The 23,187-nt window shown below is 70.9% G+C and carries 25 protein-coding genes; 15 read left to right on the top strand and 10 right to left on the bottom strand.

The window, feature by feature from the left end:
• Window position 1 precedes the first annotated feature (1 nt).
• Both ABZ848_RS14720 and ABZ848_RS14725 read left to right on the top strand, forming a co-directional pair.
• The gene (locus ABZ848_RS14720) at window positions 2-652 is read left to right on the top strand and encodes a hypothetical protein (RefSeq protein WP_360830759.1); all 651 of its coding nucleotides are present in this window, start codon (window positions 2-4) and stop codon (window positions 650-652) included.
• A 17-nt stretch (window positions 653-669) separates the two neighbouring features.
• Window positions 670-1,098 carry a hypothetical protein gene (locus ABZ848_RS14725; RefSeq protein ID WP_360830762.1) on the top strand — a complete coding sequence of 143 codons (429 nt, stop codon included), beginning with the start codon at window positions 670-672 and terminating at the stop codon, window positions 1,096-1,098.
• A 93-nt stretch (window positions 1,099-1,191) separates the two neighbouring features.
• Here ABZ848_RS14725 and ABZ848_RS14730 read toward each other — a convergent pair whose 3' ends face one another.
• From ABZ848_RS14730 to ABZ848_RS14750, 5 genes are all read right to left on the bottom strand, one after another.
• Window positions 1,192-2,052: a GNAT family N-acetyltransferase gene (locus ABZ848_RS14730; RefSeq protein WP_360830764.1), complete on the bottom strand. Its 861-nt coding sequence runs from the start codon at window positions 2,050-2,052 to the stop codon at window positions 1,192-1,194.
• Entirely contained in the window at window positions 2,039-3,478 is a 1,440-nt protein-coding gene (locus tag ABZ848_RS14735; RefSeq protein WP_360830767.1) for a HAMP domain-containing sensor histidine kinase, read from the bottom strand. Before ABZ848_RS14735 ends, ABZ848_RS14730 begins: the two co-directional genes overlap by 14 nt.
• Window positions 3,479-4,186: a response regulator transcription factor gene (locus ABZ848_RS14740; RefSeq protein ID WP_360830961.1), complete on the bottom strand. Its 708-nt coding sequence runs from the start codon at window positions 4,184-4,186 to the stop codon at window positions 3,479-3,481.
• 198 nt (window positions 4,187-4,384) lie between these two features.
• A complete protein-coding gene (locus ABZ848_RS14745; protein WP_360830770.1) occupies window positions 4,385-4,972 on the bottom strand; it encodes an FMN reductase in 588 nt (195 codons plus the stop codon).
• Window positions 4,969-6,060 carry an LLM class flavin-dependent oxidoreductase gene (locus tag ABZ848_RS14750; RefSeq protein ID WP_360830773.1) on the bottom strand — a complete coding sequence of 364 codons (1,092 nt, stop codon included), beginning with the start codon at window positions 6,058-6,060 and terminating at the stop codon, window positions 4,969-4,971. Before ABZ848_RS14750 ends, ABZ848_RS14745 begins: the two co-directional genes overlap by 4 nt.
• Window positions 6,061-6,164: 104 nt before the next feature.
• Between ABZ848_RS14750 and ABZ848_RS14755 the strand changes: the two genes are divergently transcribed.
• Both ABZ848_RS14755 and ABZ848_RS14760 read left to right on the top strand, forming a co-directional pair.
• Window positions 6,165-6,980: a helix-turn-helix domain-containing protein gene (locus ABZ848_RS14755; protein WP_360830775.1), complete on the top strand. Its 816-nt coding sequence runs from the start codon at window positions 6,165-6,167 to the stop codon at window positions 6,978-6,980.
• Between the two features lie 46 nt (window positions 6,981-7,026).
• Window positions 7,027-8,442: an MFS transporter gene (locus ABZ848_RS14760; protein WP_360830777.1), complete on the top strand. Its 1,416-nt coding sequence runs from the start codon at window positions 7,027-7,029 to the stop codon at window positions 8,440-8,442.
• Between the two features lie 70 nt (window positions 8,443-8,512).
• On the opposite strand, the gene ABZ848_RS14765 is transcribed toward ABZ848_RS14760, so the two are convergent.
• Window positions 8,513-9,403 (bottom strand): NADP-dependent oxidoreductase, encoded by an 891-nt coding sequence (locus ABZ848_RS14765; protein WP_360830780.1) that lies wholly within the window; start codon window positions 9,401-9,403, stop codon window positions 8,513-8,515.
• A gap of 129 nt (window positions 9,404-9,532) precedes the next feature.
• On the opposite strand from ABZ848_RS14765, the gene ABZ848_RS14770 reads away from it, so the two are divergent.
• Window positions 9,533-9,946 carry a helix-turn-helix domain-containing protein gene (locus tag ABZ848_RS14770; protein ID WP_360830783.1) on the top strand — a complete coding sequence of 138 codons (414 nt, stop codon included), beginning with the start codon at window positions 9,533-9,535 and terminating at the stop codon, window positions 9,944-9,946.
• Between the two features lie 15 nt (window positions 9,947-9,961).
• On the opposite strand, the gene ABZ848_RS14775 is transcribed toward ABZ848_RS14770, so the two are convergent.
• Entirely contained in the window at window positions 9,962-10,441 is a 480-nt protein-coding gene (locus ABZ848_RS14775) for a MarR family winged helix-turn-helix transcriptional regulator (protein WP_360830785.1), read from the bottom strand.
• 84 nt (window positions 10,442-10,525) lie between these two features.
• Window positions 10,526-10,990, bottom strand: coding sequence for a hypothetical protein (locus tag ABZ848_RS14780; RefSeq protein WP_360830788.1), 465 nt, complete (start codon window positions 10,988-10,990; stop codon window positions 10,526-10,528).
• Between the two features lie 99 nt (window positions 10,991-11,089).
• On the opposite strand from ABZ848_RS14780, the gene ABZ848_RS14785 reads away from it, so the two are divergent.
• The 6 genes from ABZ848_RS14785 (at window position 11,090) to ABZ848_RS14810 (ending at window position 14,746) form a co-directional block, all read left to right on the top strand.
• The gene (locus ABZ848_RS14785) at window positions 11,090-11,422 is read left to right on the top strand and encodes a YnfA family protein (protein WP_360830791.1); all 333 of its coding nucleotides are present in this window, start codon (window positions 11,090-11,092) and stop codon (window positions 11,420-11,422) included.
• Window positions 11,423-11,564: 142 nt separating this feature from the next.
• Window positions 11,565-12,323: an SDR family NAD(P)-dependent oxidoreductase gene (locus ABZ848_RS14790; RefSeq protein WP_360830793.1), complete on the top strand. Its 759-nt coding sequence runs from the start codon at window positions 11,565-11,567 to the stop codon at window positions 12,321-12,323.
• On the top strand, window positions 12,323-12,475 hold the full coding sequence (locus ABZ848_RS14795; RefSeq protein WP_360830796.1) for a hypothetical protein: 153 nt from the start codon (window positions 12,323-12,325) through the stop codon (window positions 12,473-12,475). Before ABZ848_RS14790 ends, ABZ848_RS14795 begins: the two co-directional genes overlap by 1 nt.
• A 27-nt stretch (window positions 12,476-12,502) precedes the next feature.
• Window positions 12,503-13,768: a tyrosine-protein phosphatase gene (locus tag ABZ848_RS14800; protein WP_360830799.1), complete on the top strand. Its 1,266-nt coding sequence runs from the start codon at window positions 12,503-12,505 to the stop codon at window positions 13,766-13,768.
• Window positions 13,769-13,912: 144 nt separating this feature from the next.
• Window positions 13,913-14,266 carry a hypothetical protein gene (locus tag ABZ848_RS14805; RefSeq protein ID WP_360830802.1) on the top strand — a complete coding sequence of 118 codons (354 nt, stop codon included), beginning with the start codon at window positions 13,913-13,915 and terminating at the stop codon, window positions 14,264-14,266.
• A 42-nt stretch (window positions 14,267-14,308) separates the two neighbouring features.
• Complete coding sequence (locus tag ABZ848_RS14810; RefSeq protein ID WP_360830805.1) at window positions 14,309-14,746, top strand: hypothetical protein; 438 nt, start codon at window positions 14,309-14,311, stop codon at window positions 14,744-14,746.
• 43 nt (window positions 14,747-14,789) lie between these two features.
• Here the strand turns inward: ABZ848_RS14810 and ABZ848_RS14815 are convergent, their stop codons facing one another.
• Window positions 14,790-15,983, bottom strand: a complete 1,194-nt coding sequence (locus ABZ848_RS14815) for an RtcB family protein (protein ID WP_360830808.1) — start codon at window positions 15,981-15,983, stop codon at window positions 14,790-14,792.
• Window positions 15,984-16,189: 206 nt separating this feature from the next.
• Here ABZ848_RS14815 and ABZ848_RS14820 point away from each other — a divergent pair, with 206 nt between their 5' ends.
• From ABZ848_RS14820 to ABZ848_RS14830, 3 genes are all read left to right on the top strand, one after another.
• Window positions 16,190-17,023, top strand: a complete 834-nt coding sequence (locus ABZ848_RS14820; protein WP_360830811.1) for a DUF3558 domain-containing protein — start codon at window positions 16,190-16,192, stop codon at window positions 17,021-17,023.
• Window positions 17,024-17,165: 142 nt separating this feature from the next.
• Window positions 17,166-18,050: a DUF3558 family protein gene (locus ABZ848_RS14825; RefSeq protein WP_360830814.1), complete on the top strand. Its 885-nt coding sequence runs from the start codon at window positions 17,166-17,168 to the stop codon at window positions 18,048-18,050.
• Between the two features lie 156 nt (window positions 18,051-18,206).
• Entirely contained in the window at window positions 18,207-19,487 is a 1,281-nt protein-coding gene (locus ABZ848_RS14830; RefSeq protein WP_360830817.1) for a DUF2637 domain-containing protein, read from the top strand.
• Window positions 19,488-19,538: 51 nt separating this feature from the next.
• Here ABZ848_RS14830 and lysS read toward each other — a convergent pair whose 3' ends face one another.
• Window positions 19,539-21,284 (bottom strand): lysine--tRNA ligase, encoded by a 1,746-nt coding sequence (gene lysS / locus ABZ848_RS14835; RefSeq protein WP_360830820.1) that lies wholly within the window; start codon window positions 21,282-21,284, stop codon window positions 19,539-19,541.
• A 127-nt stretch (window positions 21,285-21,411) separates the two neighbouring features.
• Here lysS and argS point away from each other — a divergent pair, with 127 nt between their 5' ends.
• Window positions 21,412-23,178 carry an arginine--tRNA ligase gene (argS, locus tag ABZ848_RS14840; protein WP_360830821.1) on the top strand — a complete coding sequence of 589 codons (1,767 nt, stop codon included), beginning with the start codon at window positions 21,412-21,414 and terminating at the stop codon, window positions 23,176-23,178.
• Window positions 23,179-23,187 lie beyond the last annotated feature (9 nt).

Consider the following 23,187-nt stretch of genomic DNA (forward strand, 5'->3'; position numbering starts at 1 on the left):
GATGCGCACGGTACGCGGCACCGGCGCCCTTCTGCTCCTCGCCGGCCTCCTCCCGATCGCAGGTGTCGTCAACCCGCGCCTGTGGGACCTCTTCACCGCCTCGCCCCGGCACGCGCTCGCGCTGCTGCCCGACCGGCTCGGTGCCTGGCAGACCGGGATGTGGCTGCTCATGGCCGGTACGGCGGTGAGCATCGCCGCGACGGCCGCGCTGACCCGGCTGCTCGACACCACCCCGGCCCGCTGCGCCCTCGCCCTCTTCACCACGGGCTCGGCCCTGCTGCTGGTCAGCTACTCCTTCGACCTGTCCGTCTCCACCTGGGCGGCCCGCGACGCCGGAGCGCACGTGCCCGGCTGGTACTGGCCGCTGAACAGCTGGAGCGCGAGCCTGTTCGCCGGTTCGTACGGCCTGCTCACGTCGACCGCGCTTCTCGTATACGGCGGTGAGGTCGTCCGCACGCGGGTGCTGCGCCGTTGGACCGGCTGGGTGCTGGTCGGGGGCGGGGCGGGCCTGCTGGCCCAGTTCGCGGCGTTCGGTTCGGAGGCGCCGGCCCCGCAGTTCGTGGCGCTGGCGGTGGTGGGCGCCGTAACCCTCGTACCGCGGAACGAGCCCGCACCACGTCCGGCCCGCACCCGGATCACCACACACGTCTGACCACCAGGAGGCACCCCATGTCCACGACCACGACCTCGACTCCCACGTCCACCACCCCCACCCTCGCCGACGCCCTGACCAGCGGCCCGCTCGCCCGGACCGTCGCGCTCGGCATCTGCGCGCTGCTCGGTCTGGCCGACGTCGCGGGTACGGCGGGGCTCGGTGCGGATGACGCGCCGCCGGTCTTCGTGGTCCTCCTCGGCACGGCGCTGGGGATCATCACGCTGGCCGCGACCGTCCCGGCCGTGCGCGGCCGCGGCGCGGGCCTGCTGACCGTCCTGGGCTCACGCTTCGTGTCGGCGGCCCTCGCCTTCGGCGTCTACTTCGACGACAGCGCCCCCCGCTGGGCCGAGATCGCCATGGCGGTCTTCGTCAGCCTCACGCTGGCAGCCTTCGGACTGCTGGCCACCGCCGCTCAGGGCCCGGCCCGGGGGACCCGCCCCTGACGGCACCCGACCGGCCCCACCCCGGACACCCGCACCGGGGCGGGGCCGGCGGGCCTACTCACCGACCCCGGGTACGCCGCACGGTCCGCCCCTTCACCGCCGCGCAACCCCAGCCGCCGCGAACCGTCTCCCCTTCATCCCGGTCCGCTCATACGCGGCGATCGCAGGCGCGTTGTCCGCGTCCACCATGAGCGCGGCCCGCCCGTGTTCCCGTACGAGCGCGTCGACGACGAACCCCGAGACGGCCGCTCCCAATCCCCGCCCCCGGGCCCGCGGATGCGCGACCACCCCGGCCATGAACCCGCATCCGGCCCCGGACCAGGCGTCCGCCGCCACGGCGAGCAGCGCGTCCTCCCCGTACACCCCGGCCCAGCGGCGCACCCCGGGCCGTCCCGGCTGGGCGTACGACCCGGCGAAGTGGCCGTCGAACAGCCCGGCCGCCTCGGCCTCACCCCGCCCGTCCAGCCAGCGCGCGCCGGCCGTGTCCGTCGCCGGTATCTCGGCCGTCTCCATCCACAGGAACGGCCCGCCACCGACCTCCAGCCCGGGAATCCCGCGCACCAGCGCACCGATCAACTCCGCGTCCCCGAAAGGCCGGTAGGTCGGTCCGACTTCCCGAAGCACATCCGCCACGAGACCCAGGGCGTCCTCTTCCTCACCGGCGACGGCGACCCGGTCCCGCCCGGAGAGCCCGGGACTGGCAACGGCAACAGCGGCTCCGCGCCGGAACACCCGAACACCGGGCCCCACACGGCCGTCCGCCCTCCGCTGCTCGGCCCAGACGAGATGACCGGCGTCCAGCTCACACCCCCGCTCACCCGCCGTCCAACCCGGCTCACGCCCACGCCCGTCCACCGCCCCGCGCGGCCACTGGCCGCCAGGCCCACACCCACCCGCCGTCCAACCCGCCCCGCCCGGCCGCCGCCCGCCGAGCCCGCCCTCACCGCCCGTCACGCGCCCCGCTCCCCGCCACGCCCCCCACCGTGAACCCGATGACCGCCCCGCCCCCGTCCCTCTGCATCGCGAACGGCGCGCCCCCATGGGCCATCGCCACCTCCCGCACGATCGACAGGCCCAGGCCGGACCCGGGGAGGGAGCGGGCGTCGGCGGCGCGGTAGAAGCGGTCGAAGATGCGGATGAGGTCACAGTCGGCGATGCCCGGGCCTCGGTCGAGGACCTCGACGCGGACCGTGCCGGGGCGGGCGGGGCCGGAGACCGCGATCTCGATCGGGCCCGTGCCGTCGCGGTCGAACTTCGCCGCGTTCTCGACGAGGTTGGAGATCGCGCGCTGAAGCATGCCGGGCCGCCCGTCCGTTGACGTGTCGCCACTCGCGCGGACCGTGACCTCCCGGCCGGTGCGGCGCCGGGCCAGCCCCGCCACGTCCTCCGCGATGTCGGCCAGGTCGACCCGCTGCGGCGGCTCCGTGTCGGACTGCCCGGCCGCGAGGTCCACCAACTCGTTCACCAGGTCGGTCAGTTCGCGGGCCTCCTGGGAGAGGTCGGCGACCAGGTCGTCACGGGTGGCGGGCGGGAGTTCGTCGATACGGCGGAGCAGGGAGATGTTGGTACGGAGGGAGGTGAGCGGGGTACGGAGCTCGTGGCCCGCGTCCTGGACCAGGCGCCGCTGGTCCTCCTCCGACTGCGCGAGCCGGCCCAGCATGCGGTCGAAGGCGCGGCCGAGCCGCCCCACCTCGTCGTAACCGGTGACCGGCACCTCGATGCCGAGCCGCCGGGTGCGGGCGACGTCCTCCGCGGCCGAGGTGAGGATGATGAGGCGACGGGTGATGCGGCGGGCGAGCCACCAGCCGACCAGGCCCGCGGCCGTGACGACCGCGGCCATCAGGATCAGCGTGCGCTGCTGGAGGGCCCGGAGGAGGTCCTCGGTGTCGCTGAATTCCTGCGCGACCTGGACCGCGCCCCGCCCGTCCCCGAGTGAGACGGTCGCGACGCGGTAGACGTCCGCGGCGACGTCCACCTCCTTGTGCTCGACCATCGTCCCGGCGGTCCGGTCGGCCGCGACGCCCCGGTCCGCGGCGGTGACGGGCAGCGCGGGGCTGCCGCTGTCGACGACGTTGCCGTCCGGGCCCAGCACCTGCACGTCGGTCCGGGCAGGGCGCACGATGTCGTGCCCCGGCGCGGACGAGTAGAAGTCCTCCGGCGGCATGTCGTGCTGCCGCACCTCGTCCCGCAGATCCTGCACGACCTGGTCGAACACCGACTCCTGGTCCACCCGCACAAGCCGCGCGGCGGCGCTGTACGACAGCACGCCGACCAGCACGGTCACGGCGGCCGTCACCGCCGCGAACGACACCGCGAAGGTGGTGCGCAGGGACACCAGCCCGGGCCGCCGTCGCGCCAGCAGCCGCCGGAGCCTGCCCACTCAGTCCTCCCGGAGCACGTAACCCACGCCGCGGACCGTGTGGATCAGGGCGGGGGCGCCGGGCTCCTCGAGCTTGCGGCGGAGGTAGCCGACGTACACCGCGAGGTTCTTGGAGCCGGGGCCGAAGTCGTAGCCCCAGATGCGGTCGTAGATGGTGGAGTGGTCGAGCACGATGCCGGCGTTGCGCACGAGCAGTTCCAGCAGCTCGAACTCGGTGCGGGTCAGCTCCAGCTCCCGCCCCCCGCGCCACGCCCGCCGCGCCTGTACGTCCATGCGCAGCCCGGCCGCCTCGATCTGCCGGTCGGAGGACGGCGGCACTTCCTTCGGTACGTCGATCACGGCGCCGTTGTCCGGGTTGGTACGGCGCAGCAGCGCGCGCAGCCGGGCGAAGACCTCCTCGACGTCGAACGGCTTGACCACGTAGTCGTCGGCGCCGGCGTCGAGGCCCGCGATGCGGTCGGCGGTCTCCACGAGGGCGGTGAGCATGAGGATCGGGGTGCGGTCGCCCTCGGCGCGCAGCACCCGGCAGACCTGGAGGCCGTCGATGCCGGGCATCATCACGTCGAGGAGGAGCACGTCGGGCGGGGTCTTGTGGGCCTGCGCCAGCGCCTCGACGCCGTCGGCGACCGCGGTGACCTGGTAGCCCTCCAGGGTCAGGGCGCGTTCCAGTGCGTGGCGGATGGCACGGTCGTCTTCGGCGAGCAGCACAGTTTGGGGCACGGGATCCATACTGCCAAGGCCTCCGGCGGTTCAGCCGTGGTGAGCGAACCGACGATCACCCTTTTTACCGGCCTCTCACCGTCACATGGGCAACCGGAAGCCGACGCCTACCGTCTTCTCACCGTCGGGGACCCGCCTCTGGGGGCTGCGCCCCCAGACCCCCCTTCGGCCTGAACGGCCTCGTCCTCAAACGCCGGACGGGCTGAGTTTCGCCAGCTGCTCCTCGAAGGGCACGAGCTCCACTTCCCGCCGCTTGGGCACCGACAGGCCCCTCATCAGCCCCGCCAGCTCCCCCGCCGCCCGCTCGATCCGGCCGTCCAGTCCCTCCGCGCCCCAGTCCTCCGAAGCCGCGTACACCCCCGTCGGTGCGACCACCGCCCGCAGGTACGCGAACAGCGGACGCAGCGCGTGCTCCAGGACCAGCGAGTGCCTCGCCGTACCCCCCGTCGCCGCGATCAGCACCGGCTTCCCCACCAGCGCGTCCTTGTCCAGTACGTCGAAGAAGGACTTGAACAGTCCGCTGTACGACGCCGAGAACACCGGCGTGACCACGATCAGCCCGTCCGCCGCGGTCACCGCTTCCTGCGCGGCGGACAGCCCCCTCCCCGCGAACCCGTTCGTGAAGTTGTGCGCGATCTCCACCGCGAGGTCCCGCAGCTCGACCACCTCCACCTCGACCGGCGTGGCCCGTCCCACCGCCGCCGCCAGCCGGTCGCCCAGCAGCCGTGTCGACGACGGGACGCTCAGCCCGGCCGAGACCACTACGAGCCTCATGCCACGGTCTCCTTCTTCTGCGCGGCGGCCAGCAGGGACGCGTGGGTCGGCGCCTCCGGCACGTCCGCCGGGCGGCCCGCCGCGAACTCCTTGCGCAGCACCGGTACGACCTCCTCGCCCAGCAGGTCGATCTGCTCCAGGACCGTCTTCAGCGGCAGCCCGGCGTGGTCCACCAGGAACAGCTGGCGCTGGTAGTCACCGGCGTAGTCGCGGAAGGCGAGGGTCTTCTCGATGACCTGCTCCGGCGAGCCGACGGTCAGCGGGGTCTGGTCGGTGAACTCCTCCAGCGAGGGCCCGTGGCCGTACACCGGCGCCACGTCGAAGTACGGGCGGAACTCGCGCACCGCGTCCTGCGAGTTCTTCCGCATGAAGACCTGGCCGCCGAGGCCCACGATGGCCTGCTCCGGCGTCCCGTGCCCGTAGTGCGCGTACCGCGTCCGGTACAGCTCGACCATCCGCTTGGTGTGGTCGGCCGGCCAGAAGATGTTGTTGTGGAAGAAGCCGTCGCCGTAGTACGCCGCCTGCTCGGCGATCTCCGGGGAGCGGATCGAGCCGTGCCAGACGAAGGGCGGTACGCCGTCCAGGGGGCGCGGTGTGGAGGTGAAGCCCTGGAGCGGGGTGCGGAACTTGCCCTCCCAGTCGACCACGTCCTCGCGCCACAGGCGGCGCAGGAGGGCGTAGTTCTCGATGGCGAGGTTGATGCCCTGGCGGATGTCCTGGCCGAACCAGGGGTAGACCGGGCCGGTGTTGCCGCGGCCCATCATCAGGTCCACCCGGCCGTCGGCCAGGTGCTGGAGCATCGCGAAGTCCTCGGCGATCTTCACCGGGTCGTTGGTGGTGATCAGCGTCGTGGAGGTGGAGAGGATCAGCTTCTCCGTCTGCGCGGCGACGTAACCGAGCATGGTGGTCGGCGACGACGGCACGAACGGCGGGTTGTGGTGCTCGCCGGTCGCGAAGACGTCCAGGCCGACCTCCTCGGCCTTCAGCGCGATCGCGACCATGGCCTTGATGCGCTCGCGCTCGGTCGGCGTCCGCCCGGTCGTCGGGTCCGGCGTGACATCGCCGACGCTGAAGATCCCGAACTGCATGGTCGCTCACCCTCCAGTTTGTTGACTGTTCAACTATACCGCCCAACGGGAGCCGCCCTCGCCTTATTCCGCGGTTTGTCAGTGCCCCGTCCTACGATCCCGACATGGCCGCCCCACGCCGTGACCACCGAGGCATCGTCGGCGCCGCGGACTTCCTCGCCCACGTGGACTTCCGCCGCCCCGAGCCCGCCGAGCCGCTGCGCCGGTACGTCGAGCACTACTGGCTGATCGACTGGGACCTGCCCGAGCCGTACGTCTCGCACGTGGTCCCGCACCCCGCGGTCCACCTCGTCTTCCAGCGGTTCGCGGACCAGGAGCCCTTCGTCGAGCTCGCGGGCATCCCGTCCGGCCTCTTCGCCCAGAAACTGGAGGGGCGGGGGCGGGTCTGCGGCGTCAAGTTCCGCCCCGGCGCCTTCCGCCCCTTCGCGCCGGACCACCCGGTGAGCGAGTGGACGGGCCGGCGCATCGACTTCCCCGCCGCGTTCCCGACGGCCACCCCGGACGTCGTCCGCGCCGTCCTCGCCCCGGACGACGAGCCGGCCCGTGTCGCCGCCCTCGACGCCTACCTCCTCTCCCTCACCCCCCGCCCCGACCCCCAGGCCGACCTCGCCGCCACCCTCGTCGACCGCATCCGCACCGACCGCACGATCCGCCGCGTCACCGACTTCGCCCGCGCCGAAGGAATGTCCGTACGCCTGCTGCAGCGCCTCTTCTCCGGGTACGTCGGGGTCGGCCCCAAGTGGGTCATCCTCCGCTACCGCATCCACGAGGCCCTGGAGCACGCGGAGACGGACCGCGAGGTGGACTGGGCGGCCCTGGCGGCCGACCTCGGCTATGCCGACCAGGCCCACCTGGTACGGGACTTCACGGCGACGGTCGGAGTGCCGCCCACCGCCTACGCGGCCAGGACCTCCGGCTGACGAAATCCCCTTGACGGCCAGTGGCCCGCTCCGGATATTTATCTGCGTGACGCAGATTCTTCGTAACGCAAGAGATGAACCGATCCTCTCCGCCCGCGCCCGCTGGGCCGTCCTCGCCGTCGTGCTCGCCGCCGACGTCCTCGACCTCCTCGACGCCACCATCACCAACATCGCCGCCCCGACGATCACCAGGGACCTCGGCGGCGGCGCGAGTCTCGTGCAGTGGCTCGGCGCCTCCTACGCGCTCGCGCTCGGCGTCCTGCTGGTGCCCGGCGGGCGGCTCGGGGACAAGTACGGGCGGCGGCGGCTGTTCCTGACCGGGCTCGCCGGGTTCGTCGCGGCCTCGCTCGCGTGCGGGCTCGCCACGACGCCCGCCTTCCTGGTCGCCGCCCGTCTCGTCCAGGGCGCCTTCGGGGCCCTGCTCGTCCCGCAGGGCTTCGGCATCCTCGGCGCGACCTGGCCGCGCGACCAGATCGGCAAGGCGTTCAGCCTGTTCGGGCCGGTGATGGGCCTGTCCGCGGTCGGCGGGCCGATCCTCGCCGGGTTCCTGGTCGACGCCGATCTCGCCGGCCTCGGCTGGCGCCCCATGTTCCTCATCAACCTCCTGCTGGGCGGCGCGGCCCTGCTCGCCGCCGCCCGCCTGCTCCCCCGCGACACCGGCGACCCGTCCGTCGCGGTCGACGGCCCGGGCTCGGCCCTCCTCGCGGGCGCCATGCTCGGCCTGCTCGGCGGCCTCATCGACGGCTCGGGGGGAGGCTGGACGACCCGCCCCATCGCCCTCCTCCTGCTCGGCCTCGCCCTCTTCGCCGCCTTCTGCCACCGCCAGCGCACGGCCGCCGAGCCCCTGATCCGCCCGAGCCTCCTCCACAACCGCGGCTTCACCTCGGGCCTGCTCCTCGGCGTCCTCGCCTTCGCGGCGGTCGCGGGCCTGTTGTACGTCGTCTCGCTCCACCTCCAGCGGGGCCTCGGGCGCTCCCCGGCGGGCACGGCGCTCGCCCTGATCCCGCTGTCCGCGGGAATCGTGGTCGCGTCCATCGCCTGCTACCGGCTGATTCACACGTACGGACGCCAACTGGTCGTCGCCGGGCTGCTGTTGATCCTCGCGGGCTGCGGCTGCCTCGCCCTGCTGGCCGACCACGACGGCTGGGCCCTGGTCCCGCCGCTGCTCCTCGTCGGCCTCGGCATGGGCACGTGCTTCGGCACCGTCTACGACGTCACCATCGGTGACATCGCGCCCGAGGAGGCGGGCAGCGCGAGTGGGTCGCTCAACGCGGTGCAGCAACTGGCCAATGCGGGTGGCTCCGCCGGTTTGACGGCTGTGTACTTCGGGGCGCTCGACGGCGGTGAGACCCATGCCGTGCTGGTGAGTCTCGCCGTCGTCGCCGGGAGCGTGGTCTTGTGCCTGCCACTTGTGCGTCTGCTGCCGCGTCGGGCGCTTGAGCGGTCCGCGGGGGCGGGATAGGCCGTCTGGCGGCTGCGGGTTCGTCGTGGCTGGTCGCGCAGTTCCCCGCGCCCCTGCCCCGCGCTGCCGCTCAGGGGATCAGGACCAACCGGCCCCGCACCCCGCCCCCCTCCAGGCGCGCGTGCGCCTTGGCCGCGTCGTCCAGGGTGTACGTCTCCGCCACCCGCAACGTGAGCACGCCCTCGTCCACCAGCCCTGCCAGCTCGGCGAGTTGGCGGCCCTCGGCGCTCACCGCGACGTGGGTCGAGCGCACTCCGCGCACCGAGGCCGGCTCGGCTCCGGGGCGGACGCCGACGTACGCGCCCCCGCCCCGCACCCATGCCAGGGCCGGCTCGCCGAGGACGGCCGCGTCCAGCACGCCGTCGAAGCTCGCGGCCTCCACGGCGCCGGAGGTGAAGTGGGCGGCCCCCAGGGACCGTACGAGCCCATCGTCCGCCTCACGGGCCAGCGCGGTCACCAACAGGCCCCGGTGTGCGGCGAGTTGGACGGCGAAGCCGCCCACCGCACCCGCCGCCCCCGTCACCAGCAGCGACTGCCCCTCCGCCAACTCCAGCAGGTCCAGGGCCTGTACGGCGGTCAGCCCGTTCAGCGGGAGGGTCGAGGCGTGCACGGCGTCCACCGTGGCCGGTGCCTTCGCCACCGCGTCCGTCTCCACCACGACGTACTCGGCGTGCGTGCCCAGCGGCCGCACCATGCCGGGGTCCATCGCCACCACCTGGTCGCCGGCGCTCCACGCCGTGGCCACGCCGGTCGCGTCCACCGTCCCGGCGACGTCCCAGCCGAGCCCGATCTCCTTGCCCGCGCCGCCGAAGAAACCGCCCCGCACGCCCGCGTCCACCGGGTTCAGCGCGGCCGCCGCGACCTTGATCCGCACCTGTCGCGGCCCCGGCTCGGGCACCGCACGCTCCACGACCTCGACGGCCTCGGGCCCGCCGAAGGTCCTCACCACTGCCGCACGCATACGCATAGCAACTTCCCACCAATCAAGGGTATTTGTGCCGCTTTCCTTTCCGCAGTGAAACCCTAGGGAGAGGCACTATCCTCCGGGAAGTAGTTACCTGAGAGTGCGTACATACCCCGGAGGGAAGCCATGGCGACCATGACCGCGGGCCAGCGGCGCGAGAAGGCACGGGTCGAATACGACGCCTTCATCCGGGCCTGCCCCACCAACCAGCTCCTCGACCGGCTCAGCGACAAGTGGGTCAGCCTGGTCGTCGCCGCGCTCTCCGGCGGCCCCATGCGCTACAGCGACCTGAGCCGCAAGATCGCCGGCGTGAGCCCCAAGATGCTGACGCAGACGCTGCGCGCCCTGGAGCGGGACGGCATCCTCAGCCGCACGGTCACGCCGTCGGTCCCGGTCCGCGTCGACTACGAGCTCACGGAACTGGGCGCCAGCCTGGCCTGCCTGCTCACCGCGGTGAAGACCTGGGCGGAGACGCACATCGAGGAGGTCCACGAGGCGCGGGAGAGGTACGACGCGGAGGCCGGTGCCGTCCAGGGCTGATCCGCCGGGCGGGCTCTAGACCTCACCGGCGCGCAACCGGGCCACCTGCGCCCCGCTGAACTCCACCGTCCGCCTCATGTGCCCGACGATCACGGCGAGTTGGCCGTCGTCGAGGCCGTCGAAGAGGGTGGACCAGCTGCCGCCCAGCCGCTCCCACATCCGCCCGAACTCGGCGATCTTCTCGGGCACGGTCGCCACGAGCACCTTGCGCCGGTCGGCGGCGTCCCGCTCCCGGACCACGTACCCGGCCTTCTCCAGCCGGTCCACCAGCCGGGTCGCCGACCCGGTGGTCAGCCCCGTCAGTTCGGCGATCCGGCCGGTCGTGACGGGCGCGCCCTCCAGCGTGAGCAGGTTCAGGCACTGCAGATCGGTGGGGTGCAGCCCGAGGTGGTCGGCGACGGCCTGGTTGAACAGGGCGTACGAGGCCATGTAGCGACGCGAGACCGAGGACAGCTCGTCCAGCAGCCGCTCACGTGCCGTCGTACCGCCGGCCATGGCCCCACTCCTCGTTCCCTGCACCGTTCCCGGTTTCCCTGCGCCGTGCAGAAATCGTACGACGCAGCAACCCGGTCGGCACGCCTAGAAGTAGTACTCGTCCCCGGTGTCGAGCACGAGCACCCGCTGCCGGTCGTTGGCCCGGTTCCGGTCCACCGCACCGCCGCTCCACACGGTGTCCAGCTCCAGCAGGACCTCCGTGGGCGCGCCCCGCAGCCGTACCCGCAGACTGATCTGCTCGCCCAGGTCGTCCGCCGCCAGCGCCCCCACCCGGCACAGCACCCCGCTCGGCCCGGACCGCGCACACCCCACCGGTAGCTCCTGCCGGTCGGCGAGCGGCTCCGACCAGCGCAGCCGTACGGTCGCGTCGGGCACGGCGGACGGCCCGTGGTTGCGCGGGGTGAACCGCACGTACGCCTGGCCGGCCGACATCGAGGCGGCCCCGTGATAGGCGAGGTCGGCCTCCGGCCCGCCGCCGACGGCACCGGCGGGCCCGGCCGCCCCGCAGACCGCCACCATCGCCGCGAGCCCCGCAAGAACCTTCCGCATACCCACTCCTCACTCCGCGTGGACGTACGGATGTATCCCACGCGCGGCACGGGACAGGCGCCGTCCATCAGGTGACACCACCCGTGCGAGTCTGCTGCCATGCTGATCGCCCGCTCCGCCGCCCTGTTCGTCGTCGCCGCCGTCTTCGAGATCGGCGGCGCCTGGCTGATCTGGCAGGGAGTACGCGAACACCGGGGCTGGCTGTGGATGGCGGGCGGCGTCCTGGCCCTGGGCGCGTACGGCTTCGTGGCCACGTTCCAGCCGGACGCCCACTTCGGCCGCATCCTGGCGGCATACGGCGGCATCTTCGTGGCGGGTTCGATCGCGTGGGGAATGGCGGCGGACGGCTACCGCCCGGACCGCTGGGACGTGACGGGCGCGCTGATCTGCCTGGCGGGAATGGCAGTAATCATGTGGGCACCAAGAAACTGAGGACGATCTGACCAACCTAAGGGGCGCGGGGAACTGCGCGACAAGCCCCCACGCACCCGCAGCCGCCCAAAACCCGCAACCCCCACGGCGCCTAGACTCTCAGGGCAACCCGCACACGAAACCCCGCCGAGGAGCAAACCCCATGGCCCCGTCCCGCATCGCGATCGTCACCGGCGCAAGCAGCGGAATCGGCGCCGCAACCGCCCGCAAGCTCGCCGAGGCCGGCTACCGAGTGGTCCTCACAGCCCGCCGAGAGGACCGCATCGAAGCTCTCGCCAAGGAACTCAACGACGCCGGTCACCAGGCCACGGCCTACACCCTGGACGTCACGGACAGGGCGGCCGTCGACGAGTTCGCGACGGCCTTCAAGACCGTCGCCGTACTCGTGAACAACGCCGGCGGAGCCCTCGGCGCCGACCCCGTGGCCACCGGCGACCCCGCCGACTGGCGCACGATGTACGAGACGAACGTCATCGGCACCCTGAACGTCACCCAGGCCCTGCTCCCCAAGCTCGTCGCGAGCGGCGACGGCACGGTCGTCGTCGTGTCCTCCACCGCGGGCCTCGGCACGTACGAGGGCGGCGCGGGTTACGTCGCCGCCAAGCACGGCGAGCACGTACTCGCCGAGACGCTGCGGCTGGAGATCGTCGGCCGGCCGGTCCGCGTGATCGAGATCGCGCCCGGCATGGTGAAGACGGACGAGTTCGCGCTGACCCGCTTCGGCGGCGACGAGGAGAAGGCGGCGAAGGTCTACCAGGGCGTGGCCGAACCCCTGACCGCGGACGACGTGGCCGACACGATCGCCTGGACGGTCACCCGCCCCCACCACGTCAACGTCGACCTCCTGGTCCTGCGCCCCCGCGCCCAGGCGTCGAACACCAAGGTCCACCGGGAACCGTGATGCCGGAAGACGCAGAACACCAGGCCGAACAGCAACGCCTCCGCCTGGAGAAGAAACGCGAGCGCTACGTCTGGTACTACCTCGCGTACTTCCTCTTCGGCATCCACATCGTGGCCTTCGTGATGATCTACGCGGTGCTGCACGCGAAGTAGACGCAAGCAGACGTAGGGTCACGGACCGTGGACAGACACATAGCGTTCGACGGGCTGTGCAACTTCCGTGACCTGGGCGGCTACCGGACAGCGGACGGCCGCCGCGTCCGCCCCGGCCGCCTGTACCGCGCGGACTCCCTCGGCAAGCTGCGGTCCGGCACCGCGGACTGGTCCCGCTTCCTGTCCCTCGGCGTCCGCACGGTGATCGACCTGCGCCATCCCTGGGAGGTGGAGTCGCGGGGCCGTGTCCCGAGCGACCCGTCGTTCACGTACCACAACCTCAGCATCGAGCACCGCCCGTACAACCAGGCGGCGCTGGCCCCGGACGTCGACCCGGGCCCGTACCTGGCCGAGCGCTACATGGAGGTGGCGGAGGACGGTACGGAGGAGATCCGCGAGGCGCTGGAACTGACGGCGAAGTCGGCGGAGTCAGGCACTCCGCTGGCCTTCCACTGCGCCTCGGGCAAGGACCGCACGGGCCAACTGGCGGCGCTGATCCTGCACTTGCTCGGCGTCCCGGCCGCGACGATCACCGAGGACTACACCCTCACGGAACTGGCCGCCCCCGCCCTCCTCGCCGACTGGCGGTCCCGCAACAACGGAAGCCGCCCGACCTGGCTGGGCTTCGGCCGCGCCCCCGAGTCGGCGATGCGCCTGTTCCAGACGGCCCTCACATCCCGCTACGGCTCCACCGAGCAGTACGTCTCCGACGCCCTCGGCCTGGACCCGACCCACCTCGCCACAACCCTCCGCACCCACCTCCTGGAACCCCTCCCCACCACCTGGCCGACCCTGACGTACCGCAGGGCGACCCCCGCCGACGCCACGGCCCTGGTCCGCCTGCGCGACACGGCTGCGCTGTGGCAACTGGCGAGGGGCATCACCCAGTGGAAGCCGGGAGAAAAGGACGAGACCCACTTCCGCACCCGCATGGAACACGGCGAGGTCTGGCTGACCCACACCGGCCCCCACCTCACGGGCGCCTGGGAAATCTGGTGGGAGGACCCGGCGGCCTGGGGCCCCCGCCCCGCGGACGCGGGCTACATCCACCGCCTGATGACAACCCCGCACACGGCCCCACCGGGAACGGGCCGCCGGATGCTGACGGAGGCAGAGTCCCGAATCGCCGCCACGGGCCGCCCATTCGCCCGCCTGGACTGCCTCGCCTCCAACCCCCGCCTCCGCACGTACTACGAGTCGGCGGGCTACAAGGCGGTGGGCGAACAGCGCGCGAAGAACGACGGGGCGGGCAGCCCCTATGCGGTGACGTTGCTGGAGAAACGACTCGTGTAACTCACAGGGGTGAACATCATCGATCACCCAAACGGAGGCCGAACAGGCGACCTAGGCTCGCAGCACAACATCAAAAACGACGGCCCCCGGCCGGGCGGCATCCCGAACCGAGGGCCTGACCAGCAAGGAAGGTAGAGCTTCCTCATGGCTGACTGCGAGCCTAGCGTCCACCAGTTCATGGACCTGAGGGTCCCGGAGTACGCGTACATGTTCGGCTTCTTGCAGGCGGACGGGCATCTGTCCCAGCAATCCCGGCAGCGAGGGCGGTTGACCGTAGGGATCAGCGCACGAGACATCGACCTGCTGCGCCAGTTCCAGAAGCTGACGCCGTACAACAGCAGCATCAGTGAGCGTACGAGGTCCACGAACTTCGCCGAGACCGCCCACACGGCGGTCTGGAGCCTTTGCTCCCTCAAGGCCAGGACCAAGCTCAACGACCTCGGCTTGCCGTACGGCCGCAAGTCGAAGACCATCGCCCCGCCCAGCACCGAGCTCTAGCGCCGCGATTACCTCCGGGGCGTCATCGACGCCGACGGCTCCGTGGGCTACACCAGCAGGGGCTTCCCTTTCATCTCCCTGACCACCGCCAGCACAGCCATCGGCGCCCACCTGTGCGACTACGCCAGGGAGGTGGCCGGCGCAGAGCGCACCCTCAAGCGCAACGCCCGGGACGACATCTACAACGTCCTCTACGCGATGGAGAGCGCCCAACGCCTGGCAGCCGACTTGTACTACCCTGGCTGCCTTTCCCTGGAACGCAAGCGCACATCAGCGGACTCCCTTGCTTCTTGGGCACGTCCGCCCGGCATGCGAGCCGAGTACACCCAACGCCGGTGGACCGAGCAAGAAGACCGCATCCTGCTCGAACTCAACAGCCCAAAGGCAGCCACCCAGCAACTCGGCAGGACCGCCCAGAGCTGCAGCCTCCGCCTCTGGCGGCTCCGCACCGGCCAAGTGCCCTTGCCCAGTGATCAGTAACTAGGCGCACGAGGCCCCCGGCATCACCCGGGGGCCTCACACATCAACCCTTCACGCAGACGACCTGCTTGAGCTTCGCCACGACCTCCACGAGGTCCCGCTGCTGGTCGATGACCTGGTCGATGGACTTGTAGGCGCCCGGGATCTCGTCCACGACGCCGGAGTCCTTGCGGCACTCCACGCCCCGCGTCTGCTCCTCCAGGTCCCTCGTCGAGAAGCGCCGCTTGGCCGCGTTGCGGCTCATGCGCCGGCCCGCGCCGTGAGACGCCGAGTTGAACGCCCTCTCGTTGCCGAGGCCCTTCACGATGTACGAGCCCGTGCCCATCGAGCCCGGGATGATCCCGTACTCGCCCGAGCCCGCCCGGATCGCGCCCTTGCGGGTGACGAGCAGATCCACGCCCTCGTAGCGCTCCTCCGCCACGTAGTTGTGGTGGCAGGAGATCTCCGGCTCGAACGTCGGCTTCGCCTTCTTGAACTCCTTGCGGACCACGTCCTTCAGGAGCGCCATCATCAGCGTGCGGTTGTACTTCGCGTACTCCTGCGCCCAGAACAGGTCGTTCCGGTACGCCGCCATCTGCGGAGTGTCCGAGACGAACACCGCGAGGTCGCGGTCGACCAGGCCCTGGTTGTGCGGGAGCTTCTGGGCCACGCCGATGTGGTGCTCGGCGAGTTCCTTGCCGATGTTCCGGGAACCGGAGTGGAGCATCAGCCAGACCGAACCGGTCGTGTCCGTGCACACCTCGATGAAGTGGTTGCCACTTCCGAGCGTTCCCATCTGCTTACCGGCACGTTCATGACGGAACTTGACCGACTCGGCGACCCCGTCGAACCGCCCCCAGAAGTCATCCCACCCGCCGGTAGCCAGCCCATGGAACCGCCCCGGCTCCACAGGACTGTCATGCATCCCCCGCCCCACCGGAATAGCCTGCTCGATCTTCGACCGAAGCCGCGAGAGATCCCCCGGCAGGTCGTTCGCCGTGAGCGACGTCTTCACCGCCGACATCCCGCAGCCGATGTCCACCCCCACCGCCGCCGGGCACACCGCACCCCGCATCGCGATGACCGACCCGACCGTCGCACCCTTCCCGTAGTGGACGTCCGGCATGACCGCCAGACCCTTGATCCACGGCAGGGTCGCGACGTTGCGGAGCTGCTGCAGTGCCCCGTCCTCGACCGACGCCGGGTCGGTCCACATGCGGATCGGGACCTTCGCGCCCGGTATCTCCACGTACGACATATCGTCCTCTTTCCCCCGGAATCACAACAGAAGTCTCAGACAACAAAAACCGCGCGAGGGTCAACGAAAGGGACAACGGACCGGCGTTCGCGGTGTTGCGTGCGATACACATTGTCTGCAGGGGGCGCCCCTGTGCGGCAAGCGAATAAGCAGCGGGGACACTGGTGGAACGATCACCGCACCCCATCGTCGAGAGGAGCCTGACCGTGCAGCGGAAGGCGTACGTATCCGGCGTCGCCGCCCTCCTCGCGGCGCTGCTGGCCGGCTGCACCGGCGGCTCCGGCGACGGCGGCACGACCGACGACGCCAACCCGGGGGACGCCGGCACCGCGACCGCCGCCGCCCAGCCCGGCAAGTACGACTCGCTCCCGGAACCCTGCGGCGCGATCAGCCACAACACCCTCGACTCCCTGCTCCCCGGCATCAAGCAGATGACCGACCAGGACCAGCGCGAGAAGGCCTACGACGGCGAGGCCACCCTCACCTACGACACGGACCGCAAGGTCGGCTGCCGTTGGAAGGTCGACTCCACGGACGCCACGGATCACCTCCTCGTCGACCTGGAGCGTGTCGTGTCGTACGACAACGCCGTCAGCGACGAGACCCAGGCCAAGGAGCTCTTCGCCGCCAAGCAGGAGGCCGCCGACCTCCCTGAACCGGAGACGAGTTCGAGTTCGAGTTCGAGCGACCCGAGTGCATCGGCTTCGGCTTCCGCCTCGGCCTCCGGCTCGCCCTCCTCCGCCGCGTCCTCCTCCGCGTCCGGCTCCTCCTCCCCCTCCTCCCTCACCACCCCGTCCGACCTCCAGCCCCGCGTCCTGACCGGCCTCGGCGACGAGGCCTTCCTCGACGACGCGCTCAGCGGCTCCGGTTCGACCACCGAGCAGCGCACGGTGACTGTGGCGTTCCGCACGTCGAACGTCATCGTGACCATCCAGTACGAGGAGCAGCCGGCCGCCGTCGGCACCGTGCCGGACAGCAAGGAAATGCAGGACAAGGCCCGGAAACTGGCCGCGCAGCTGGCCGACGTACTGGCGGGTTAGGGGCTGTTCGTCACTCCCTCACATCCCTCCGCGAAGCTTTCAAAGCAAATCCGCACAGCCATCTCACCGCGTACCGTGGCCCCTCGGACCCGATCCGACCGCAGGAACCCGCAGGAACCACAGCGTGATGAGTGAAGGAACCATGCAGCGAGCAGCAGAGCGAGACCAGCAGGGCCGGCGTGAGCGGCGAGCCAAGGGGCGTGGCCGCATCCTTGTCTGCGCGGCCGCCGTACCGGCGGTGCTCCTCGTGGCCGGCTGCTCCTCCGGCTCCGATTCCGGCTCCGGCGACAGCGGGAGCAAGGCCTCGGGCAGCGGTGGTACGTCGTCCTCGGCAGGCGCCGGCGCTACTGCGACCGTGCAGGCGGCGGCGTACAAGAAGCTGCCGGACTCGTGTGGCGTGCTGTCGAAGAAGACGCTGAAATCGCTGGTGCCGGAGGCCAAGTCCGGCAAGGAGGGCACGTCGAGCGACACCGCGACGCGAGCCAGCTGCTCCTGGAGCAGTCTCGACAACAACGGCGTCAAGGGCTCGCAGTTCCGCTGGCTGAACGTGTCGCTGCTGCGCTTCGAGTCGGACGCGACGCGCGGCGAGGGCGACCAGCTGGCGCACGCGTACTACGCGAAGCAGATCAAGGACGCCCAGGCGGTGGAGGGCGCGAAGAACGCGAAGACGACGACCGTGGCCGGGACGGGCGACGAGGCGACGCTGGTGCGCTACGACCTGAAGAAGAAGGAAGGCGCCTTCAAGCAGCAGACGGTCGTGACCCGCGTCGAGAACGTCGTCGTCACCGTCGACTACAACGGCGCGGGCCTGGCCGGCGAGAAGACGCCGAACGCGGAGACCCTCGCCAAGCTCGCCGAGCAGGCGGCGAAGGAGGCCGTGGCCACGGTGTCGGCGGCGAACGGCGACGGTACGGCCCAGTCCTCGCCGTCCGCGTCTCCCTCGAAGTCGGCCTCGAAGTCCGCCTCCCCCACGCCCTCGAAGTCCTCCTCGGCCTCTCCTTCCTCCTCAGCGTCGAAGAAGAGCTGACTGTCACATCTGGACGCCAACTCGCAGCTCAGCCCCGCTGTTTGACGGAGCCCGGCCCCCTGAGGGGACCGGGCTCCACCCGTACCGTTACCTCGTAAGGCGCACACATGTGCCACTCTGTTGCGCGCAACAGCACGCAATGGGAGGGGAGTACGGGTGGCCGCGCCACTGCAGCTGACTCGGATGCACCGCGTTCTCATCGGCGTAGTCGTGACCGGAGCGGTGATCATCGCCGGCATCGGCTTCGCCGGTTCGTACGCGGCGGTCCGCGAGTTGGCCATCAAGAAGGGCTTCGGGAACTTCGCGTACGTCTTCCCGATCGGCATCGACGCAGGCATCTGTGTACTGCTGGCCCTGGACCTCCTGCTGACCTGGATCCGCATCCCCTTCCCGCTGCTGCGCCAGACGGCCTGGCTGCTGACGGCGGCCACGATCGCCTTCAACGGCGCGGCCGCCTGGCCGGACCCGCTGGGCGTGGGCATGCACGGTGTCATCCCGGTGCTGTTCATCGTCGCCGTCGAGGCCGCCCGGCACGCCATCGGCCGGATCGCGGACATCACGGCCGACAAGCACATGGAGGGCGTGCGGCTGACGCGCTGGCTGCTCTCTCCGGTGCCGACCTTCCTTCTCTGGCGCCGGATGAAGCTGTGGGAGCTGCGCTCCTACGAGCAGGTCATCAAGCTGGAGCAGGAACGACTCGTCTACCGGGCCCGGCTGCATTCGCGCTTCGGCCGGGCGTGGCGCCGGAAGGCTCCGGTGGAGTCCCTGATGCCGCTCAGGCTGGCCCGCTACGGCGTGCCGCTCGCGGAGACGGCCCCGGCGGGCCTGGCCGCGGCGGGCATCGAGCCGGTACTGCTGCCGCCGGCCCCGGAGCCGGCGGCCCTGGCTCCTCAGCCTCCGGTGCAGCAGGTCGCGCCGCCGGTGGCCAACCGCGCGGTCGAGGCGGCGCCGGTCGAGGGGTACGAGCAGTACGAGCAGCCGGCTCCCGATCCCGAGGTGAACCCCTGGCTGCACGCCAGGGATCCCCAGCAGGTGGAGTACCAGGGCGGCTACGACCCGAGCTTCGAGTACGAGTACGACCCCGAGCAGCAGGCGCAGTGGTTCGCCGAGCAGTACGGCTACCAGGAGGAGCCGCCGCTCCAGGAGCCCTCCCCGGAGGAGACCGGCAGTTTCCCGATCCCGGTGAGCCCGGGCCGTACCCGCGAGCTGGGCGAGGGCGGCGGCCCGCCGGAGCCTCCGCAGCCGACCGAGGAGGACTTCTACCTGGTCTTCCGTGAGTCGATAAAGGGCGGGAACGGGGCGCCCACCCCGCGCGGTTTCATCGACGACGTGGAGGTGACGTACAACGTCACGCTCGACGAGGCCGACGCCAAGCGCATGGTGACCCGCTTCACCAACCGGCTGAACGCGGAGATGGCGGACGAGCACATCGCCTGATCCCGGACATGAAAAAGGGGCCCTCCACCGAGGGCCCCTTTCTCGTACCGCTTACTCGCCGAGCAGGCGCCGCACCCGCTCCTGACCCACCGCCAGCAGCAGCGTGGGCAGTCGCGGACCCGTGTCCCGGCCCACCAGCAGGTGGTACAGCAGGGCGAAGAAGGTCCGCTGGGCCGTCTTGATCTCGGCCGGCAGTTCCTTCGGCGTCGCGTCGGCGGGGAAGCCGGCCTGCACCTTCGGGACGCCGTAGACGAGGTGGGTCAGCCCGTCCAGGGACCAGTTCTCGGCGAGTCCGTCGAGCAGCAGCCGTACCGACTGCTGGGAGGCCTCGTCGAGGGACTTCAGCAGTTCGGCGTCGGGTTCGTCGCGCACGATGGTCCGCTGGTCGGCGGGGACGTGCGTGTTGATCCAGGCCTCGGCCTTGTCGTAGCGCGGGCGGGCCTCGTCGAGGGAGCCGATCGGGTCGGTCGGGTCCAGCTCGGAGAGGATCCGCAGCGCCTGGTCGGCGTGGCCCGCGGTGATGTCCGCGACGGACGCGAGGGTCCGGTACGGCAGCGGGCGCGGGGTCTTGGGCAGTTCGCCCGCCGCCGTGCCGACCGCGCGGGAGTGCGCGGCGACGTCGGCCGGGAGGGCGGAGCCGTCGGCGACCTTGGCGTCGAGCTTGTCCCACTCGTCGTAGAGCCGCTGGATCTCCTGGTCGAAGGCGATCTTGAAGGACTGGTTGGGCCGGCGGCGGGCGTACAGCCAGCGCAGGAGCTGCGGCTCCATGATCTTCAGCGCGTCGCCGGGGGTCGGGACCCCGCCCCTGGACGAGGACATCTTCGCCATGCCGCTGATGCCGACGAAGGCGTACATCGGGCCGATGGGCTGCTTGCCGCCGAAGATGCCGACGATCTGCCCGCCGACCTGGAACGACGACCCCGGGGAGGAGTGGTCGACGCCGGAGGGCTCGAACACGACCCCCTCGTACGCCCAGCGCATCGGCCAGTCGACCTTCCAGACCAGCTTGCCGCGGTTGAACTCGTTGAGCCGGACGGTCTCGGAGAAGCCGCACGCCGTGCAGGAGTACGTCAGCTCGGTGGTGTCGTCGTCGTACGAGGTGACGGTCGTCAGGTCCTTCTCGCAGTTGCCGCAGTACGGCTTGTACGGGAAGTACCCGGCGGAGCCGGACGAGCCGTCGTCCTCCTCGGCGGCGCCGGAGCCCTCCGCGGCCTCCAGCTCTGCCTCGTCGACCGGCTTCTGCTGCTGCTTCTTCGGCGGGGCCTTCTTGGTGCGGTACTGGTCGAGGATCGCGTCGATGTCGCCGCGGTGCTTCATGGCGTGCAGGATCTGCTCGCGGTAGACGCCCGCGGTGTACTGCGCGGTCTGGCTGATCCCGTCGAACTCCACGCCGAGTTCCGCGAGCGAGGCGACCATCGCGGCCTTGAAGTGCTCCGCCCAGTTCGGGTACGACGAGCCCTTCGGCGCCGGGACCGAGGTCAGCGGCTTGCCGATGTGCTCGGCCCAGGCCTCCTTGTCGACCCCGGGGATCCCTTCCGGCACCTTGCGGTAGCGGTCGTAGTCGTCCCAGGAGATGAGGTGGCGCACCTGGTGGCCGCGGCGGCGGATCTCGTCGGCGACGAGGTGCGGGGTCATGACCTCGCGGAGGTTGCCGAGGTGGATGGGCCCGGAGGGCGACAGGCCGGACGCGACGACGACGGGTTTGCCGGGGGCGCGGCGCTCCGACTCCTCGATGACGTCATCCGCGAAACGGGAGACCCAGTCGGCGGTCTCGGTGCTCTGAGCCACGATCGGCACGTCCTTCTTTCTGAACGGGTGACACTCCATTGTCACAGACCGTCGTGCGGCCGAGAAAACGGCTTTACCCACCATGGGATACTGGTTGGGTCTATCCATCCCCACGAGGAGAACGGCACCTACTCCTATGGCTTCGGTCACGTCTCTCGGCGACTCCGTCCAGCAGCAGCTCGCGTCCGCCCTTTCGGCAACCCTGCCGGAGGCCGCCGGTGCGGACCCGCTGCTGCGCCGAAGTGACCGGGCGGACTTCCAGGCGAACGGGATCCTCGCCCTCGCCAAGAAGGCCAAGGCCAACCCTCGGGAGCTGGCGACGCAGGTCGTCTCGCACATCGTCACCGGCGACGAGCTGATCAAGGACGTCGAGGTCTCCGGGCCGGGCTTCCTGAACCTCACCATCGCGGACCGGGCGATCACCGAGAACCTCGCCGCCCGGTACGCGGACGGCGACCGCCTCGGTGTACCGCTGAAGGCGGAGCCCGGCATCACGGTCGTCGACTACGCCCAGCCGAACGTGGCGAAGGAGATGCACGTCGGCCACCTGCGCTCCGCGGTGATCGGCGACGCGCTGCGCGGCATGCTCGACTTCACCGGCGAGCAGACGATCGGCCGGCACCACATCGGCGACTGGGGCACCCAGTTCGGCATGCTCATCCAGTACCTGTTCGAGCACCCCGGCGAGCTGGCCCCGGCCGAGGACGTCGACGGCGAGCAGGCGATGTCGAACCTGAACCGGGTGTACAAGGCGTCGCGCGCGGTCTTCGACGCGGACGAGGAGTTCAAGGAGCGCGCCCGGAAGCGGGTGGTCGCCCTCCAGTCCGGCGACAAGGAGACCCTGGAGCTGTGGCAGCAGTTCGTGGACGAGTCGAAGGTGTACTTCTACTCGGTCTTCGAGAAGCTGGACATGGAGATTCGCGACGACGAGATCGTCGGGGAGTCGGCGTACAACGAGGGCATGCCGGAGACGGCCCGCCTCCTGGAGGAGATGGGCGTGGCGGTGCGCTCGGAGGGCGCGCTGGTCGTGTTCTTCGACGACATCCGGGGCAAGGACGACCAGCCGGTCCCGCTGATCGTGCAGAAGGCGGACGGCGGCTTCGGCTACGCGGCCTCGGACCTGACGGCGATCCGCAACAGGGTCAACGACCTGCACGCGACGTCGCTCCTGTACGTGGTCGACGTACGCCAGTCGCTGCACTTCAAGATGGTCTTCGAGGCGGCGCGCCGGGCGGGCTGGCTGACCGACGGGGTCACCGCGCACAACATGGGCTACGGCACGGTGCTGGGCGCGGACGGCAAGCCGTTCAAGACGCGTGAGGGCGAGACGGTACGGCTGGAGGACCTGCTGGACGAGGCGGTCGAGCGGGCGACGGCGGTCGTGCGCGAGAAGGCCGAGAAGGTGGGCCTGACCGAGGAGGAGATCGTCGAGAACGGCCGGTACGTCGGGATCGGCGCCGTGAAGTACGCGGACCTGTCGACGTCGCCGAACCGCGACTACAAGTTCGACCTGGACCAGATGGTGTCGCTGAACGGCGACACGTCGGTCTACCTCCAGTACGCGTACGCCCGTATCAGGTCGATCCTCCGCAAGGCCGAGGGGGCGGCCCCGGCCGCGCACCCCGAGCTCGAACTCGCCCCGGCGGAGCGGACGCTGGGTCTGCATCTGGACGCGTTCGGGAACACGGTCTTCGAGGCGGCGGCGGAGTACGCCCCGCACAGGCTGGCCGCGTACCTGTACCAGCTGGCCTCGCACCTGACGACGTTCTACGACCAGTGCCCGGTCCTGAAGGCCGACACCCGGGAACAGACGGAGAACCGCCTGTTCCTGGTGGACCTCACGGCCCGTACCCTGCACCAGGGCATGGCCCTGCTCGGCATCCGGACACCCGAGAAGCTCTGATACGGGCCG

This window comes from Streptomyces sp. NPDC047081, assembly GCF_040643775.1.
Taxonomy (GTDB): domain Bacteria; phylum Actinomycetota; class Actinomycetes; order Streptomycetales; family Streptomycetaceae; genus Streptomyces.